At 69.8% G+C, this 16,573-nt stretch carries 17 protein-coding genes; 9 read left to right on the top strand and 8 right to left on the bottom strand.

Annotated elements, in window-relative coordinates; all coding sequences use genetic code 11:
* Positions 1–243 precede the first annotated feature (243 nt).
* Positions 244–1,626: a PP2C family protein-serine/threonine phosphatase gene (locus tag ACFVWD_RS53355; RefSeq protein ID WP_389606010.1), complete on the bottom strand. Its 1,383-nt coding sequence runs from the start codon at positions 1,624–1,626 to the stop codon at positions 244–246.
* A 163-nt stretch (positions 1,627–1,789) separates the two neighbouring features.
* Here ACFVWD_RS53355 and ACFVWD_RS53350 point away from each other — a divergent pair, with 163 nt between their 5' ends.
* Positions 1,790–2,602 carry an SAM-dependent methyltransferase gene (locus tag ACFVWD_RS53350; protein ID WP_389606008.1) on the top strand — a complete coding sequence of 271 codons (813 nt, stop codon included), beginning with the start codon at positions 1,790–1,792 and terminating at the stop codon, positions 2,600–2,602.
* A gap of 79 nt (positions 2,603–2,681) precedes the next feature.
* Here the strand turns inward: ACFVWD_RS53350 and ACFVWD_RS53345 are convergent, their stop codons facing one another.
* Complete coding sequence (locus ACFVWD_RS53345) at positions 2,682–3,086, bottom strand: ANTAR domain-containing protein (protein WP_389606006.1); 405 nt, start codon at positions 3,084–3,086, stop codon at positions 2,682–2,684.
* A complete protein-coding gene (locus tag ACFVWD_RS53340) occupies positions 3,083–3,319 on the bottom strand; it encodes a hypothetical protein (RefSeq protein WP_389606005.1) in 237 nt (78 codons plus the stop codon). The genes ACFVWD_RS53345 and ACFVWD_RS53340 overlap by 4 nt, the downstream gene beginning before the upstream one ends.
* A gap of 132 nt (positions 3,320–3,451) precedes the next feature.
* Here ACFVWD_RS53340 and ACFVWD_RS53335 point away from each other — a divergent pair, with 132 nt between their 5' ends.
* The 5 genes from ACFVWD_RS53335 to ACFVWD_RS53315 all read left to right on the top strand — a co-directional run bounded on the left by ACFVWD_RS53335 (position 3,452) and on the right by ACFVWD_RS53315 (position 9,756).
* The gene (locus tag ACFVWD_RS53335) at positions 3,452–3,826 is read left to right on the top strand and encodes a helix-turn-helix domain-containing protein (protein ID WP_168487472.1); all 375 of its coding nucleotides are present in this window, start codon (positions 3,452–3,454) and stop codon (positions 3,824–3,826) included.
* 226 nt (positions 3,827–4,052) lie between these two features.
* Positions 4,053–4,358 carry a putative quinol monooxygenase gene (locus ACFVWD_RS53330; protein ID WP_389606003.1) on the top strand — a complete coding sequence of 102 codons (306 nt, stop codon included), beginning with the start codon at positions 4,053–4,055 and terminating at the stop codon, positions 4,356–4,358.
* Between the two features lie 136 nt (positions 4,359–4,494).
* Positions 4,495–5,238: a hypothetical protein gene (locus ACFVWD_RS53325; RefSeq protein WP_389606001.1), complete on the top strand. Its 744-nt coding sequence runs from the start codon at positions 4,495–4,497 to the stop codon at positions 5,236–5,238.
* Entirely contained in the window at positions 5,238–7,547 is a 2,310-nt protein-coding gene (locus ACFVWD_RS53320) for a bifunctional serine/threonine-protein kinase/ABC transporter substrate-binding protein (RefSeq protein ID WP_389606000.1), read from the top strand. Before ACFVWD_RS53325 ends, ACFVWD_RS53320 begins: the two co-directional genes overlap by 1 nt.
* Positions 7,548–7,557: 10 nt before the next feature.
* Complete coding sequence (locus ACFVWD_RS53315; protein ID WP_389605999.1) at positions 7,558–9,756, top strand: bifunctional serine/threonine-protein kinase/ABC transporter substrate-binding protein; 2,199 nt, start codon at positions 7,558–7,560, stop codon at positions 9,754–9,756.
* Here the strand turns inward: ACFVWD_RS53315 and ACFVWD_RS53310 are convergent.
* From ACFVWD_RS53310 to ACFVWD_RS53300, 3 genes are read right to left on the bottom strand one after another with little or no spacing between them, the layout of a single operon-like run.
* Positions 9,746–9,874, bottom strand: a complete 129-nt coding sequence (locus ACFVWD_RS53310) for a hypothetical protein (RefSeq protein WP_389605997.1) — start codon at positions 9,872–9,874, stop codon at positions 9,746–9,748. The two genes, ACFVWD_RS53315 and ACFVWD_RS53310, sit on opposite strands and share 11 nt — an antisense overlap.
* A 14-nt stretch (positions 9,875–9,888) precedes the next feature.
* Positions 9,889–10,110 carry a hypothetical protein gene (locus ACFVWD_RS53305; RefSeq protein WP_389605996.1) on the bottom strand — a complete coding sequence of 74 codons (222 nt, stop codon included), beginning with the start codon at positions 10,108–10,110 and terminating at the stop codon, positions 9,889–9,891.
* The gene (locus ACFVWD_RS53300; RefSeq protein WP_389605994.1) at positions 10,107–10,988 is read right to left on the bottom strand and encodes a hypothetical protein; all 882 of its coding nucleotides are present in this window, start codon (positions 10,986–10,988) and stop codon (positions 10,107–10,109) included. The genes ACFVWD_RS53305 and ACFVWD_RS53300 overlap by 4 nt, the downstream gene beginning before the upstream one ends.
* 244 nt (positions 10,989–11,232) lie before the next feature.
* Here ACFVWD_RS53300 and ACFVWD_RS53295 point away from each other — a divergent pair, with 244 nt between their 5' ends.
* Positions 11,233–12,684, top strand: a complete 1,452-nt coding sequence (locus ACFVWD_RS53295) for a purine-cytosine permease family protein (RefSeq protein ID WP_389605992.1) — start codon at positions 11,233–11,235, stop codon at positions 12,682–12,684.
* 51 nt (positions 12,685–12,735) lie between these two features.
* On the opposite strand, the gene ACFVWD_RS53290 is transcribed toward ACFVWD_RS53295, so the two are convergent.
* Positions 12,736–13,293, bottom strand: a complete 558-nt coding sequence (locus ACFVWD_RS53290) for a TetR/AcrR family transcriptional regulator (RefSeq protein WP_384908827.1) — start codon at positions 13,291–13,293, stop codon at positions 12,736–12,738.
* A 75-nt stretch (positions 13,294–13,368) separates the two neighbouring features.
* On the opposite strand from ACFVWD_RS53290, the gene ACFVWD_RS53285 reads away from it, so the two are divergent.
* On the top strand, positions 13,369–14,667 hold the full coding sequence (locus ACFVWD_RS53285) for an MFS transporter (protein ID WP_389605990.1): 1,299 nt from the start codon (positions 13,369–13,371) through the stop codon (positions 14,665–14,667).
* Positions 14,668–14,851: 184 nt separating this feature from the next.
* Here ACFVWD_RS53285 and ACFVWD_RS53280 read toward each other — a convergent pair whose 3' ends face one another.
* Complete coding sequence (locus ACFVWD_RS53280; RefSeq protein ID WP_030190387.1) at positions 14,852–15,043, bottom strand: hypothetical protein; 192 nt, start codon at positions 15,041–15,043, stop codon at positions 14,852–14,854.
* A 176-nt stretch (positions 15,044–15,219) separates the two neighbouring features.
* Here ACFVWD_RS53280 and ACFVWD_RS53275 point away from each other — a divergent pair, with 176 nt between their 5' ends.
* Positions 15,220–16,353, top strand: a complete 1,134-nt coding sequence (locus ACFVWD_RS53275; RefSeq protein ID WP_389605988.1) for a glutathione-independent formaldehyde dehydrogenase — start codon at positions 15,220–15,222, stop codon at positions 16,351–16,353.
* Positions 16,354–16,573 lie beyond the last annotated feature (220 nt).

The following is a 16,573-nucleotide window of genomic DNA, read 5'->3' as shown; positions in this document are numbered from 1 at the left end:
AGCGCGTGGTGCCCACGTCGGGGAACCTGAGCCTGCGCGGTCCGGCGGCCCCGAGGATCCACAGGACGAGTCCGATGATCACAAGGATCACGCCGATCGTCCAAAGAATGCTGATGCCCGTGACGAAACCGACGACGAGCAGAATGATGCCGAGGACAAGCATGGCAACCTCCCGCGATCAGCCCCCCTCGTCACCTCCGTGTACCACCGCAGGGCAACTCCTAACGCGGTCGCGGCGGGCGATTAGCGCGGTTGCGGCAGGCGATCGGAGGAGCTCTCCGGCTCCTGCGGTGGGGGTGGGCTCGTCGCGGGTACGAGCTCGGTGAGCAGGAGCGTGCGGTCGTCCGCTCCGTCGTTGGTGGCCGACGTGCCGTGAAGCAGCCGCCGGCACAGGGATTGCAGGGTGTCCGGGCCGGTGCCGCCGTCGGGGTCGACGCCGGCCGTGTCGAGAAGGCCGGCCAGACGCGCGATGCCCTGGTCGATGTCGGTGTGGCGGGACTCGACCAGACCGTCGCTGTAGAGCAGGAGCAGCACGGGGTCGGGCACGTCCAGGACGGTGGGCTCGTACGTCCCCATGCCGAGTCCGAGGGGCAGGCCCGGGCTGTTGAGAGTGACCGGCCTGGTCCGTCCGCCCGGATCGCGGATCAGCGGGGGCGGGTGACCGGCTCCGACGAAGGTGCAGATGCGGCGCCTCGCGTCCCACTCGGCGTACATGCACGTGGCGAAGGAAGCTCCCGGTGTGTCACAGGCGAGCGCGTCGAGGCGGCGCATCAGCTCGGCCGGGGAGATGTCCAGTCCCACCAGGGTACGGACGGCGGTGCGCAGCTGGATCATGGCGACGGCCGATTCCGGACCGTGGCCCATGGCGTCTCCGACGATCAGACTGACGCGGCCTCCCGACCGGGGCAGCACGTCGAACCAGTCACCGCCGATGATGTTGTCGTGCCCGGCGGGAAGGTAGCCGTGGGCGATACGGCACCCATCGAACACCTGCCCGGTGGCAGGGAGCAGGCTTCGGCGGATGGCCAGTGCCGTACGGCGTTCGCGTTCGTACCGGCGCGCGTTGTCCAGGGCCACACAGGCGCGCGCGGCCAGCGACTCCACGGCCTCGGCGTCGGCGGGCAGGAAAGGCGCTTCGTCCGGGCCGCGCGTGCAGGCGATGAATCCGACGGCAGTACCGCGCAGATGGAGCGGGACGACGAGGAAGGAAGCCGTGCGCAGGAGGACATCCATGCGGGCGTCGCCGCCACCGGAGGCGCCGAGCCGAGCGGACGTATGGGCGTCGACCGTGTCGAGCAGTTGCGCCTCGAGGGTGGCGACGGCACGCGTGTAGGGCGTCCCGCGCGGAAAGACGATGACCTCTCCGACGGGCAGCAGCCCCTCCCAGTCCTCGGGCGCGTCCGTTCCGATGCGCAGCGCCAGTCGGCGGGCCTCGATCTGCGGTGGTTCCGCGGAGGCGTACGCGTTCTCCTCCAGCAGCCAGCGCTCCAGCAGGTAGACCGAGGCCGCGTCGCAGAACCCGGGCGTCAGCGCGTGGACGACATGGCTGCCGGTCAGGCCCAGGTCGAGTTCCGAGCCGATGGCGTCGGCCGCGGGGAAGAAGGCCGGCTGACGGCGTGAACGCACGGTGGCGGGTTCGTCGTCCGTGGGACATTGCGCTTCGTTCCGCAGGGTTGTGCCTTTCCGGTGGGGCTCGACTCCGGCAGCGTGGCCTGGGCATCGTCCCGCCACACCTGGTCGGCAACTATATGATGGGGCGTCAAGATCACGGACATGACAGGGAGTTGAGTTGGCCGACAACGACGGTCTCCCGCAGGGGATCGATCCCGACAAGGCGAGCGTCGCCCGGATCTACGACGCGATGCTCGGCGGACAGCACAACTTCCCCATAGACCGGGAGGCGTTGGCGGCCTTCACGGCGATCGACCCCCAGGTGCGCACGCTGGCACGGGCCAATCGCGCGTTTCTCGGCCGGGCTGTACGTTTTCTGGTCGAGGCCGGGGTGCGGCAGTTCATCGACCTCGGATCGGGCATCCCGACGCAGGGCAACGTCCACGAGGTGGCACAGGCGGCCAGCCCGGAGGCCCGGGTGGTCTACGTGGACAGTGACCCGGTGGCCGTGGCCCACAGCACTGCCTTGCTCGCCGACAATCCCGGCGCTGACATCGTCGACGCCGACATCCGCCGGCCGGCCGAAATCCTGTCGTCCCCGCAGGTACGGAAGCTGATCGACTTCGAGCAGCCCGTAGCGGTACTGATGATCACGATCCTGCACTTCATCACGCCCGAGGAGAACCCCGCCGGCATCGTGGCCGCGTTCCGGGACGCCCTGCCCGAGGGGAGCTGGCTGGCGCTCACGCATGCGACGAACCAGGATCGCCCGGACACGGCCGCCGCCGTGGGGCAGCTGTACCGGTCCAAGGCCACTTCCCCGGTCACCGCCCGCTCCCGCGGCGAGATCCGGGATCTCTTCGACGGCTTCGACCTGGTGGAGCCCGACCTGGTCTACGTACCCCTGTGGCGCCCGGCCCCGGACGACCACATCCCGGAGAACCCGTCGGAGTACTGGGTGTACGCGGGCGTCGGCCGCAAGCGTGCGTGACGGGGCTTCGGCGGCTTCGGCGAGAGGAACCTGGGCGTCAGCAGGAAAGGGGCGCGGGCGGTAAGGCCGAAGGCCGGGATCAGAGCGGGTCCGACGACAGATCGCGACGATGGTCGGACATCGGCAGCGTGCTTCTCTCACCGCCGGCCTGTGACCTCCGGTCGGCGGGAGAGCGCCACTCGACGCTCGGATGGTCGGGGGCATCGGGACCGAGGACTTCGGCGACCGCCGTGGACACCTGCTGCCGGAGCGGGTCGGGAAGCGGATCTCCGTTGACGGCACCGACCAGGTCTTCGGCGACATGGTGGACTTTGGTGTTGGTGTGCTGGGACACCTCGACCAATACACTCCAGGCGTCGTCGGCACTCAGGCCGAACGAGGCCATCAGGACTCCCCGGGCCAGATCGATGACCGGCCGGGTCTGCATGGCCCGTTTGAGCTGGACGACTTCAGTGCGCAGGTCCTGCTCGGCGTCGCCGCTCAACCCATCCTCCTTGTGCGCTCTGCCGCTCTTGCCGGGATGCCTGTCACGGCCGTCGGTGGTCCGCCGATCGACCGCGTGAGGGTTTCGCACAGGGAGCGCTGGAGTTGGTGCTCGGTGTCGATGTCACCGGAGACAGCAGCCACCGTCCGCTCACCGGCCGGACGTGCCACGGCCTTCAGAAGCGGGCAGAAGCCTTCGCTGCCGACCTGGACGGAGAGTGGACGTTCGTGCATGGCAGTCGCTCCTGGGGCATCCGCCTATCTCACTACTCCAAGCGTCAGCCTTCAGATCCTCACACGTCAAGAGATACAGGAACTTTCTTTCACCCTTTTGAATGCGCGAATGCCGGGCCGTATCCTCGAGACATGGGTGAAGTACCACAGGGACATTCCGGCTGGACCTTTCTCACCAACCACGCCCGGGTGCTGGCCGCCATCTCCAGGGATCAGGGAACCCGAATCCGCGACATCGCCGCACGATGCAGACTCACCGAGCGCGCCGTCCAGAAGATCATTTCCGATCTGGAGCAGGAGGGCTATCTCACCCACACCCGCCAGGGCCGTTCCAACATTTACCACATCGAACCGGGGACCATCCTCCGGCACCCGGCGGAGGCCGGGTTGAGCGTAGAGGGTTTGCTGACCCTCCTCGACCAGCACGACGCACGGCGCGACGGCAGGCCGGAGCCCGAGCAGCACTCGCTCACGTTCGATCATTCCGCTCGGCGAGCGAAGGACTGACTTCTCCGGCCGGAACGGCCCGTTCGCCGCCCCATGGGGATGTGGCAGGGCCGTCACCGCCCGGGGCCCACTGCCCCCGGCCACGTTGCCGACCCTGGCCGCCGGGCTCGCCGAGCCGCGGGCCCGCTCCTGGGGGGGGGAAGCCCCGGTTGACATGCCACTTGGGCGTGACGGGGTTGAAATAGTGACAAAAGGACCAAAAGCTGCGTGCTGGGAGGCGGCTGACATGGTCAACGTCGGCTTGTGGGTCCGGGTCCAGGCCAGACCCGGCAGGGAGAAGGACCTCGCGGAGTTTCTGACCAGCGCTCGGGCCGTCGTCGAGGATGATCCCGACACGGTGGCGTGGTTCGCCGTGCAACTGGACGAGTCCACCTTCGCCATCTTCGACGCGTTCCCCGACGACGCCGCCCGCCGGGCCCACCTGGTCGGCGGCGTGGGCAAGGCACTCGCGGAAAAGGGAACCGAGCTGCTCCGTGAACCGCCCTCCATCGAGTACGTCGACGTGCTCGCGAGCAAGCTCCCCAATACGTGACCGATTACGTGTTTTCACTGAGGCTGCCGTCGTCGTAGCCGTCTACGTTCGAGGAGTCGGACGACACGGACGGTTTCGAGGGGACTGAGTGAAGAACAACTCCGCAGGTGGGCTCGGGAGTTGGGTGCCCCTCCTGATGGCAGGAAGTCTGCTGACCGGCTGTGCGGGCGCTTCCGGCGGTGCGGCCTCACCCAGCACCTCGCAGGGATCCCGAGCGACCCCTACGGATGGTTCGAACGCCGCTTCCGGGTCAACACCCGAGACCGCACTTGTCCCCCGGACCTCGAAGGACGCGCGAAAACTGGTCGACTCCGTCGTGCTCGCCCCGAGCGACTGGGGCAGGGGCTTCGTCGCCCAGGATCCGGCCCGGAGCACTCCCGGCACCTGGGCCGTGCTGGACGGCGGCTGCCGCTGGCAGCGGGAGAAGCTCCCCCACGGGGTACTGGCCAGCACGTCCCGGTACAGCCGACTGCCCGGGCGCGAGGGCAAGGGCACCGTCAAGGTGACGGCCGCGGCCACCGCGCACTCCTCCGTACTCGGCGCCGACGACCAACTGAGCACCACCCTCGAGGAAGTTCTGCGCTGCCCGCAGCAGCAGCCCCGGACCGACGAGCGGATCACGGGCCTGATGTCGCTCGGCACCCCCTTCGGCGCCCGCGAGCAGCAGTACGCCGACGACTCCGTACTCGAAGCGGGCCAGTACGTCGAGAAGGGCGGCGCACAGTCGTACCGGTGGATGGTCGCCCGGCTCGGCACGGTCGTCGTGGCCGTCTCGGTGACGGGCGCGAAGGGGCGCACCCAGCCGGAACTCGATCAACTGGGCACCAACGCCCTGGCACAGATGCTGACCCGCGTCCAGCAGCGGTTGAAGGGGAAGTGATGGAACCGCTCCGTACGTCCGACCCGGCCAAGCTGGCGGACTACCGGCTGCTCGGGCGACTCGGCGCGGGCGGCATGGGTGTGGTGTACCTGGCCCGCTCCGCCGGGGGATCGCTGGTCGCGCTGAAGGTGATCCAGGCCGAGTACGCCGAGGACGCCGACTTCCGGGAGCGGTTCCGGCGCGAGGCGGACACGGCACGCAGGATGGCCAGCCCGTGGGTGGCGTCCCTCGTGGACGCGGACCCCGAAGCGGCGGCACCCTGGCTGGCCACCGCCTTCGTACCGGGGCCCTCGCTCGGTGAGGCCGTCGCCGCGCACGGTCCATTGCCCGCGCGGAGCCTCCGGGTGCTGGGCGCCCGGCTCGCCGACGCACTGCGGGACCTTCACGCCGTCGGTCTCGTGCACCGGGACGTCAAGCCGGGCAATGTGCTGCTGGCGCTCGACGGACCACGTCTGATCGACTTCGGTGTGGCCCGCGACCCAGAGGACACCGCGCTCACGTCGACCGGCGTCGTGGTCGGTACCCCTGGCTTCCTGTCACCGGAACAGGCCCAGGGCGGGCGGGAGTTGGGACCGGCCGGTGACATCTTCTCGTTGGGCTGCGTGCTGGCCTACGCGGCCACCGGCCGCCCGCCGTTCGGTACCGGTTCGCTCGAGGCGCTGCTGTTCCGCGCGGTGCATGACGCGCCGGATCTGGAGGGTGTTCCGGAGGAGCTCGACCAGGTGGTGCGCGGTTGCCTGGAGAAAGACCCGCATCTGCGGCCCACGGCGTCGGCGCTGTCGAAGGCCCTCGCGGTACCCGGGGCGGACTCCTCCACCACCCCCCTGCTTCCCGTGCAGGACGCTGCGCCCCCCGATCCCCGCGAGGCCCTGCGGGCGCGGAACCGGGCCTCCGAAGACAACGTCCCCGGCGGCGAAGCCGCCTGGCTGCCCGAACCGTTGATCCAGCTGATCGCCGAACGGTCGGCCGCGGGACTCGCGCTGCCCGGCATCGACGACACCGAGTTCGATTCCGCGGCGATCGGTCCCGGTGCGGCGGACGCGGAGGGCGCCACCGTACCGGCGTCCGCCCCGCCGCGGCGCCGCGTCGTGGGCAGACGCCGCCTCCTGCTGGCCGGTGCCGCTACGGCCGTCACAGCCGGGGGTGGCCTGGCCGCCTGGGCGGCGCTTTCCGGTGACGGCGAGCGCAACGGCAACGCCTCCGGCTCGGCCTCGACGGTCGCCCGGCCCGTGCACACCATCGGGCTGCACGCCGACCTGACCGGTGATCAGAAGACGGTCGGCCAGGCTCAGGAGAAGGGACTGCGGCTCGCGGTCGCCGAGTTCAACGCCCATGCGGACAGGCCGTTCACGCTCGCCGTGAAGACCGTGGACGACGGCGGCGATCCGGCCAAGGCGCCCGCCGCGGCCGAGCAGTTGGTCTCCGACCGTTCCGTCCTGGCGGTGATCGGTCCCACCACGGACGCCACCGCCCAGGCCTCGCTCGCGACGTACGACGCCGCGCTGCTGCCCGTCATCGCGGTCTCGCCCGGAGCCACCGTGCTGACGGTGATGGGCAGCAGGTCCCTCCTCCACGCCCGTCCCACGGACACGATCCTGCCCTTCTATCTCAGCGCGTATCTGCGCGGCACCGCGAAGTCGCGCATGATCGGGATCGTCGACGACCGGGCGGCGGACGCGTACGCCTGGGAGATCAGCAGCACGCTGAGCCGGGTTCTGCGGGACGCGAGACAGCCGGCCGTGCCGAAGGTGGTCAGCGCGTTGCGGACCGACTTCGGGCCGACCCTCGACGCCCTTCTCGACGGCGGAGCGGACTCCGTGGTCTTCGCCGGCTTTCAGGACCGGGCCGCGTTGCTGGCACGGGAGCTGAAGAGCCGTGCCTTCCCGGGGGCCCGGACCGCCGCCGAGGGGGTGCTCGACCCCCGGTTCCTGTCGGCCGCAGGGGACGCGGCCGAGGGCTGGGTCATCGTCGCCCCCGTCATGGACTCCTCCGTGGCTCCTCAAGCCAGGGCGTTCGCGGCCGCGTACCGCAGGCGTTTCGGTGCCGAGCCGGAGCGGTATGCCGTGGAGGCCTACGACGTGGCCCGCCTCGCGGTGAGGACTCTGAGTACGCTGCCCGCCGCGCGCGTCACCCGCCAGGACCTGACGACGGCGCTCCGTTCGGCCACGTACAAGGGGATCACGAAGAACTTCGCGTTCGACAAGAAGACCGGGGCCCTCGTCGTCGACGGCACCGGGGTCTTCCTGTGGAAGGTCACCGGCGGCCGGTTCCGGTACCAGGGCGTGGCGCCGTACCAGGTGTCCACCTGATGGGGCGCTGATGGAGCCGTTGCGCGGCGCCGACCCGGCCGGCATCGCGGGCTACCGGCTGCTGCGCCGACTGGGCGCGGGCGGCATGGGTGTGGTGTATCTGGCCCGCTCCGCCGGGGGTTCGCTCGCCGCGCTGAAGGTCATCCGCGCCGCGTACGCGGACGACCCGGGCTTCCGTGCCCGGTTCCGGCGTGAGGTGGAGACAGCGGGACGGGTCTCCAGCCCCTGGGTGGTACCGCTGCTCGACGCGGACCCGGACGCGCAGTCGCCGTGGCTCGCCACCGCTTTCGTGCCGGGCCCCTCGCTGGAGGACGCGGTGGAGGGGGGCGGACCGCTGCCGCACCGCTCGGTCCGGTTCCTGGGGGCCCGCCTCGCCGAGGCGTTGGACGCCGTACACGGGGCGGGTCTGGTGCACCGGGACGTCAAGCCCGGCAATGTGCTGCTCGCGGTCGACGGACCGCGAATGATCGACTTCGGTATCGCCCGCATGCCGGAGGACACCGCGCTCACCGCCAGCGGGATGGTGGTCGGCTCCCCCGGGTTCCTCTCCCCCGAACAGGCCAGGGGCAGGGGCAGGGAGATCGGGCCGGCCAGTGACGTCTTCTCGCTCGGCTGTCTGCTCGCGTTCGCCGTGACGGGCGAACGCCCCTTCGGCCGGGGCTCGGTGGCCGAGGTGCTGATGCGTACGGTCCACGACGAGCCGGACCTCGACGGCGTTCCGGCGACGTTGCTGCCGCTGCTACGGGACTGCCTGGGAAGAGAACCCGGCTCCCGTCCCACCGTGGCCGAGGTACGGCGGACCCTGGACCGGGAGCATCCTGACGGCCGGCACAGCGGGGGCTGGCTGCCGGAGTCGCTCACCCGTCTGATCGCGCTCGGATCGACGGCCGTACTCGCCCTGCCCTCCGTCGAGGCGACCGAGATCTCCAGGACGACGGCGGTCGACGTGCCGCCCGGCGACGATCCGGTACCCGGCCCGGAGCGGCCGCCGAAGGCTTCCGCGCGACGCCGTTTCCTGGTGCTGGGCTCGGCCGCCGGGGTCCTGGCAGCGGGCGGAACGACGGCCTGGTGGACCGCGGACCGCCCCGGCCGCGCCTCGACGCGGGGGACCCGCGCGCGGATTCCTCGGCTGGCCGTCGCCCTGCACGCCGATCTGAGCGGAAGCCACGCGGCGGCGGGCCGCGCGCAGGAGAACGGCGTCCGGCTCGCCGTCGACCACCTCAACTCCCGTGCCGACCGCGGCTTCGAGCTGGCGCTCCACGTGCACGACGACGCGGGCAGCACGACCCGGGCGGAACGGGTCGCACGGCAAGTGGCGGCCGACGACCGGGTCCGCGCGGTGATCGGGCCGACGACCGACGGTTGCGCGAAGGCCGCCCTCGACCGTTATCAGCAGGCTCTGCTCCCGATGGTCTCCGTGTCGGTCGGACTCGACGACGTGTCCTCCTTCACCTACCGGGTGTACGCGGCCACCCGCCCGGCCGACGCCACCCTGGCGGCGCCGATCGTCGCCCACCTCGTGCGCACCGCCCGGGCCCGCAGGACGGTGCTGGTCGACGACGCGGCCGAGGGCGGATTCAGCTGGGAGATCTGCACACGCGTCAGCGAGGCCATGCGAGCCGGCGGGCACACCACGACCCGGCGCACCCTCGCCGCCGAGAACGACGCGGCCGACGACTTCCGCACCCTGGCCGAGAAACTGACCGAGTCGGGCGCGGACGCGGTGGTGTTCGCCGGAGGGTACGCGCGCGCGGCGAAACTGGCCCGTGCGCTGCGTTCCGCGGGCTACCCGGGTACGCGACTGGCCACCCAGCGCGCCCTCGACCCCCGCTTCCTCACCTCGGCGGGCGACGCCGCCGAGGGCTGGGTCTTCTCCACCGCCTTCCTCGATCCGACCCGCGTGACGGCCGCGCGGTCCTTCGTCACCGCCTACCGCGCACGCTTCGGCGGCGCCGCCCCGCCCTGGTACTCCGCCGAGGCCTACGACGCGATGCTCTTCGTCGCCCGTGTCATGACGACGGGGGGCGCCTCCCGCGCGGAACGGGGCGCGATGGTGGACCGGCTGCGCGACACCGACTACCGGGGGATCACCAAACGACTGCACTACACGGCATCGAGCACCGGCTACAACGTGGACGGGCTGTATCTCTTCCAGGCGTCCGATGGCCGTTTCCGCTATCTCGGCCAGTACCAGGACGTCACGGCCTGAACCGCGCAGGCCGTATCTCGCGCAGGCCGCCCTCGATCAGCTCGCCCTCGATCAGCTCGTCCTCGAACAGGTCGTCCTCGAACAGGTCGTCCTCGAGCAGGCCGGACGGCTCGGCCATCGGATCCTGGGGGGTCAGATCTCGCAGCTGATCTCGACGTCGGGCCCTTCCTCGCCGTCGCAGTCGTCCTTACCGGTGTTGCCGTTGAGGAAATCGGCGTTGGGGCCGCCCCTGAGGATGTCGTCCCCGGCTCCTCCGTCGATCGAGTCGACCCCGCCCGCTCCCGGAACGCTCTGGGTGTTCTGGTCGATGTTGTCGCCGAACAGCAGGTCGTTCCCACCGCGCCCGTAGATCACATCGCGCCCGGCGGTCGCCCCGGTGGCGTCCCCCAGGGAACTGTCGCCGGCGATGAAGAACTCCCCCGCGCTTCCCCCCGCAATCCGGTCGTTGCCGGAGCCGACCGCGGTGCCTCCGGAAGCGGAGTGGTCCCCGGTCGCGATCGTGCCGCTGTCCTCGCCGAGGTCGATGACGTCGTCACCGCCGGCCCCGCGCGCGTTGCCCGAGACGGCGACGCTGTCGCCCGTCGCGTCGCCGAACTCCCCGGGCCCCTCAAGGAGTACGTCGTCACCGGCCCCGAGGCGCCGAGAAAACCCGAGGCGTCCCCGATGAGGCTGTCATTGCCGTCGCCGCCCTCAAGACGGTCGTTCGCACCTCGGGAGGCGGTGTCGCCCCTGCTGTCACCGACCATGCCGTCGTCTCCGGGGCCGCCGAACAGGTGGTCGGCCGAGGCGCCGACCGCGGCGCCCTGCTGAGCGGAGTTGTCGCCCACCAGACTGTCGTTTCCGGCACGGCCGAACAGCAGGTCCTGGCCCGTGGCGGCCGTCACGCCTCCGGTCGCGCCGAAGTTGTCACCGATCAGGGTGTCGTCGCCGTCCCCGCCGTCGACGGAGTCGGCGCCCGGTCCGCCGACTAGACGGTCGTCCCCGCCCAGACCGCAGATCAGGTCGTTGCCACCAAGGCCGTCGATGACGTCGGCGCCCGCGGTGCCGATGATCACGTCCGCTCCCGGTGTCCCGCTGGTGCCCGTGGTCGTCGCCGGCCGGCCGAAACAGGTGGGCACCCGCGCGGCGGCCTGCGCCTCCCCCGCTCCGGCGAGGGCGGTCGCCGCGAAGACGACGGCACTGCAGGACAGGACGCCCGGACGCCCCGGTCTCTTCAGACGGTTCTCCGGCACGGCCGCTCCACGGGTGTCGTCGCGATCACCTGACGCGTGATCCGTTCCAGGGCGCGTCGCCGGAGCAGCCCGCCAGGGGCCGTTTTCATCCTTTCAGTAGCGTGGCGCACCTGGGGTTGCGCTGCTTACCGGTCGGACATACTGACCGGTACGGCATTCCTCGGCCGATACGACAAGACGATGAACGTGATCACAGGTGGTTAACCTTCTCATCACATGATGAACCCGCTCAAAGGAGGCACTCGTGACCACATCGTCGCAGCCACGGGTATCGGGTCTGGAAATCCGCTCCATCGACTACGTCCCCCTGGACGAGCGGCACGGAAAGCTCTGGCACCTGGGGCCTCTGTGGTTCATGTCCAACGCGCAGATCGCCACCCTGGCGGTAGGGCTGATCAGCATCACCGAGGGCGGCAACCTCATCTGGTCGCTGATCGCGATCGCCGCGGGCACCATCCTCGGCACGTTCTTCATGGCCTTCCACTCCGCGCAGGGCCCGCAACTGGGACTGCCGCAGATGATCCAGTCACGGCCGCAGTTCGGCTACGTCGGGGCCCTGCTCGTATGGCTGTTCGCCTATGTGCAGTACGCGGGGTTCAACATCTTCAACACGATCCTGGCCGGTGAGGCCCTGCACACCACATTGCACGGCGGCGTCAAGCTGTGGGTCGTCGTGGTCACACTCATCGGATTCGTCATCGCGCTGGTGGGCTACGACGTCATCCACCGCGCCGAGCGGGTCCTCACGTACACGTTCCTGGTCATCTTCGGGATCTTCACCGTGGGCATCCTCCTCACCCTGCACTACCCCCCGGGCTCCTTCGACCTCGACGGCTTCCAGTGGACCCCGTTCCTCGCGCAGTTCGGCGTGGTCGCCGGATACCAGATCAGCTGGGCCATCTACGTCTCGGACTACTCCCGCTACCTCCCGCCGGACGTGACCGTCCGCAAGACGTTCTACTGGACGTACTTCGGGTCGGCGCTCGGCGGCATCTGGCTGATGTGTCTCGGCGCCCTGCTCGCCGCGTGGGCGGGCAAGGACTTCGAGACCGTCCGCTCGATCAACGCGGCGGGCGACAAGGTCTTCAGCGGCTTCGGCGCGATCGTCCTGCTGTTCTCCGCCCTGGGTCTGATCTCGGTGACCGCCCTGAACATGTACGGCGGGTCCCTCACACTCATCAGCGCGATCGACTCGTTCAAGAGGGTGCGGCCGACCGTCGCCGTACGGCTCGTGACGATCGGCCTCACCGCGGCGCTCTCCGTGGTGGGGGCACTGGCCTCCACCGCCCACTTCCTTGAGAACTTCAACAACTTCCTGCTGTTGGTGCTCTACCTGTTCATTCCGTGGACCGCCGTGAACCTCATGGACTACTACGTGGTGCGCCGCGGCCACTACGCGGTCGCCGAGATCTTCAACCCGCACGGCATCTACGGCCGCTGGGGCTGGCACGGCATCATCGCCTACCTGGTCGGCTTCGCCGTCATGGTGCCGTTCTTCTCCGTCGGCACGCTCTACGTCGGACCCGCCGCCCACGCGCTCGGCGGTGCGGACATCGCCTTGTTCATCGGGCTGCCCGTCTCCGCGGTGCTCTACTGGCTGCTCACCCGGTCGATCGATGTCGATGCCGAGGCCCGCCTGGCCGAGGCTGAGGTCGCGGCACTGGAATCGGCGGCCCACGAGCACCGAGAGCCATGACCCTTCCATGGGCGCCCGGAACAACGGCCAGGGGGCTCCCGACGCAACGGCCTAGACCGCCGCGAGCAACGGCGCGACCAGGCCCCGCGCCCACTCGCCGGACGCGGGCTCCCCGCTGAAGATCGCGCGGTAGTACAGCGGACCGAGCAGTCCGTCGACGGCCCGCTCCACGCTCGGCGCCTTGCCGCCTCGAGCGCGCTCCCGCTCGATGATCGCCCCGAGCTGGGCGTGCCGGTCGGCCGTGCAGGCGCTGCCGCCCTCCGGACCCGAGCCGATCGTCGCCCGCATCAGGGCGAGGACGTCGGGATCGGCGAGGTCGGTGGCGACATCGCCCGTCCACCGCTCCAGGTCACCCACCAGAGAGCCGGTGTCCGGCACCACGACATCGCCACTGAACCGACTGGTGGCGACGTCGGCCAGGAGCTGCGCCACTGAACCCCACCGCCGGTACACCGTGGTCGCGTGCACGCCGGCGCGCGCCGCGATGGCGGGAATGGTCAGCACCTCGGCCGGCTCTTCGGCGAGCAGCTCCCCGACCGCGCGGTGAACGGCCGCGCGCACCCGCGCGGATCGGCCGCCGGGACGGGGCTGGACTGTTGCTTCGGTCATGCGGAAATTATCGCACTGATCGCTGCGTTAGGGTAGGACTACTAACGCAGTGATCACTGCATTCGGAGAGAGCGCATGTCTGACGCACCCACGTCCCACAAGAAGATCCCGTCGACCCCAGCCCCAGGCGGCCACCCGTCCGGTCGCGTGCGGCGCGGGCTGAGCCGGCCGATGGCCTTCGCCTCCATCGCGGCCGTCTTCGTCCTCTTCATGGCCGCATCGAGCGCGCCGTCGCCGCTCTACGTCATCTACCAGCACGAATGGAGCTTCTCTGCGACCACACTGACCACCGTTTTCGCGGTGTACGTCGTCGGAATGATCGCGGCACTCCTCGTGCTCGGCGCACTGTCCGATCACATCGGCCGCCGACCGGTCCTGGCCTCGGCCATCGCCCTCGAAGCGGTGGCGATGGCACTGTTCATCGTCGCCGGCGACGTCTCGATCCTTCTGACGGCCCGCTTCGTCCAGGGCGTCGCCACAGGCGCGGCCATGACGACACTCGGCGCGACCCTGGTCGATCTCAACCCGCCCCACGCGCCGCACCGCGCCGGCGTCATCACCGGTGCGGCCCCGACGTTCGGGCTGGGCCTCGGCGCACTGGGCTGCGGCGTCCTTGCGCAGTACGGGCCGCACCCGACCCGATTGGTCTACGGTCTGCTGCTCGCGGCTCTGGCCCTCGCCGGTCTGCTCGTCGCCCTCATGCCCGAGACGGCACAGCGCCGGCCCGGCGTCGTACGGTCGCTTCAGCCGCGTCTCGGCGTTGCTCCGCGACTGCGCACGGACCTGATAGCACTCGTGCCGATCCTGGTGGCGAGCTGGGCACTGGGCGGACTGTATCTCTCACTCGGTCCGTCAGTGGCCGCCAACCTGTTCGGCCTCTCCAGCCACGTCATCGGCGGCCTCGTGGTCACCCTGCTCTGCGCACCCGCCTCGATCACGGCGTTCGCGTTGCGCGGCTGGCCCACCGAGCGCACGCTCGCGCTTTCGGCCACCTTGCTGCTCCTCGGCACGGCAGTGGCTCTGGGCGGTGTGGAGGCGAACTCGCTCACCATGGCCGCAGCCGGCACCGCCATCGCCGGAATCGGCTTCGGTGGCTCGGCCCTGGCCAGCTTCGGCACACTGGCCCGAATCGCCGAGCCTGCCGAGCGGGGCGAACTGTTCGCGGTCGCGTTCGTCATCTCCTACCTGGCCTTCAGCATCCCGGCCGTGGCCGCAGGGATCGCCACCACGAACGTCGGCCTGCACGAGACCTCGGTCGTCTACAGCGCGGCCGTCATCGCCTTCAGCGCCCTTGCGCTCGCCGCGCAACGGCTCCGCACGGGACGGGCCAGGAACACCGGCCCCTGCGGACAGCCTGCCGGGGCCCACAACTGAGGAACCTCCGACACGGGCGCCCTCTCCCCGAACCATGACGGGTGGGCGGACACGCGAAGCTCCCGGCAGAGACAGAGCTCACTGCCGGGAGCTTCGTGGTTCTCACGTCAGAAGCGGGGCCGACGGTCGCGCCGGAGCATCCCGTCCGGAAACCGATGAGGGCGGGCCCCATGCAAGGGAGAGGTCAGCGGTCGGCGATGTCCTCGCGCAGACCGTCGGAGAATTCCCACCATGACAGGGGAAGCCAGTCGCCGTTGACGAAGGCGTCGACCGTAGCGCCTCGGCCGCGGACCGTCACGGTCGTTCCCGGCGGGTAGGTAGTGCCGGACAAACCCGGCACGGGGACAAGCAGCGTTCCCAGTCGCTGTGCTGACATTTTTCGGCCTCCCTCTCCACTGCTTTTCTCTGCACGGCACCGGGCAGTTATTCACATCGACGTTACCGGCTTGTCCGATCGTGCAGGACGGAGAATCATGAGAGATGGGTCACGCGGAGAATACGGGCGGGGGCGTGGACATCACATACATGCGTCACCGAGCGGAGGTGGCAGCCGTGAAGGCCGTCGTTTACAAAGGGCCGTTCAGCGTTGCGGTCGAAGAGGTTGAAAAGCCCAGCATCCAGCATCCGAACGATGTGATCGTACGGGTCACTTCCACCGCGATATGCGGATCCGATCTGCACATGTACGAGGGCCGTACCGCTGCCGAGCCCGGCATCGTCTTCGGCCACGAGAACATGGGAATCATCGAAGAACTCGGCCAGGGCATCACCTCACTCAAGGAGGGCGACCGCGTGGTCATGCCCTTCAACGTCGCCTGCGGGTTCTGCATGAACTGCGTCGAGGGATTCACCGGTTACTGCCTGACCGTCAATCCCGGTTTCGCTGGCGGCGCGTACGGATACGTCGCCATGGGCCCCTGGAAGGGCGGCCAGGCCGAATATCTGCGCGTACCCTTCGCCGACTTCAACTGCCTGAAGCTGCCGCCGGGAAACGAGCACGAAAGTGATTTCATATTGCTCGCCGACATTTTCCCCACCGGATACCACGGTTGTGAGCTCGCCCAGGTCCGCCCGGGCGAGAGCGTCGCGGTGTACGGCGGAGGGCCTGTCGGACTCATGGCCGCCTACTCGGCTCTGATGCGCGGCGCGAAGAAGGTATTCGTCGTGGACCGGGTCCCCGAACGGCTGCAGAAGGCCGAGGAGATAGGCGCGGTTCCGGTCAACTTCTCCGAGGGCAGCCCGATCGAGCAGATCAAGGACCAGACGGACGGCATCGGCACGGACAAGGGCATTGACGCCGTCGGCTATCAGGCGACAGGGCACGGCACGGACCGCGAGGAACCGGCGACCGTCCTGAACTCGCTCGTCGGCACGGTTCGAGCCACCGGAGCGCTCGGCGTGCCCGGCCTCTATGTGCCCTCAGACCCCGGCGGCCCGGACGAGCAGGCCAAGCAGGGCATGCTCCTCGTCTCGATCGGCAAGCTCTTCGAGAAGGGCCTGCGGATGGGGACGGGACAGTGCAACGTGAAGCGCTACAACCGGTACCTGCGCGACATGATCATCGAGGGCAGGGCAAAGCCCAGTTTCGTCGTCTCCCACGAACTGCCCCTGGATCAGGCGCCGTCGGGCTACGACAAGTTCGACAAGCGGATCGAGGGCTACACGAAGGTGATACTGCACCCGTAGCCCTGCGGACCGCAGCCTCCGGCCACTCCCACTCGCCGACTGTCGCCATGTGATGCCCAGTCAGATGTGCGGGATCTCCAGCGAACAGGGGACGTCGGCGGACGTTGTGTCCGCGGGCCCTTGCCCCGCCACTCCTCCCCGTGCGAGGTCGCTGTCTGCGACGGGAGCCAAGGCGGTGAACCCCTCCCCCTCGCGCAGCGGACGACGGCGGGCCCCGGCC

It is taken from the genome of Streptomyces sp. NPDC058086 (assembly GCF_042885015.1).
Lineage (GTDB): Bacteria > Actinomycetota > Actinomycetes > Streptomycetales > Streptomycetaceae > Streptomyces.
The sequence above is the reverse complement of the archived record's forward strand: the minus strand, read 5'-3'. Positions and strand labels throughout refer to the sequence as shown.

Coding starts and splice junctions, on each gene's coding strand:
- ACFVWD_RS53340 (WP_389606005.1), bottom strand. CDS start 3,319: ATGCACGAACGTCCACTCTCCGTCCAGGTCGGCAGCGAAGGCTTCTGC.
- ACFVWD_RS53335 (WP_168487472.1), top strand. CDS start 3,452: ATGGGTGAAGTACCACAGGGACATTCCGGCTGGACCTTTCTCACCAAC.
- ACFVWD_RS53330 (WP_389606003.1), top strand. CDS start 4,053: ATGGTCAACGTCGGCTTGTGGGTCCGGGTCCAGGCCAGACCCGGCAGG.
- ACFVWD_RS53325 (WP_389606001.1), top strand. CDS start 4,495: ATGGCAGGAAGTCTGCTGACCGGCTGTGCGGGCGCTTCCGGCGGTGCG.
- ACFVWD_RS53320 (WP_389606000.1), top strand. CDS start 5,238: ATGGAACCGCTCCGTACGTCCGACCCGGCCAAGCTGGCGGACTACCGG.
- ACFVWD_RS53315 (WP_389605999.1), top strand. CDS start 7,558: ATGGAGCCGTTGCGCGGCGCCGACCCGGCCGGCATCGCGGGCTACCGG.
- ACFVWD_RS53310 (WP_389605997.1), bottom strand. CDS start 9,874: ATGGCCGAGCCGTCCGGCCTGCTCGAGGACGACCTGTTCGAGGACGAC.
- ACFVWD_RS53290 (WP_384908827.1), bottom strand. CDS start 13,293: ATGACCGAAGCAACAGTCCAGCCCCGTCCCGGCGGCCGATCCGCGCGG.
- ACFVWD_RS53285 (WP_389605990.1), top strand. CDS start 13,369: ATGTCTGACGCACCCACGTCCCACAAGAAGATCCCGTCGACCCCAGCC.
- ACFVWD_RS53280 (WP_030190387.1), bottom strand. CDS start 15,043: ATGTCAGCACAGCGACTGGGAACGCTGCTTGTCCCCGTGCCGGGTTTG.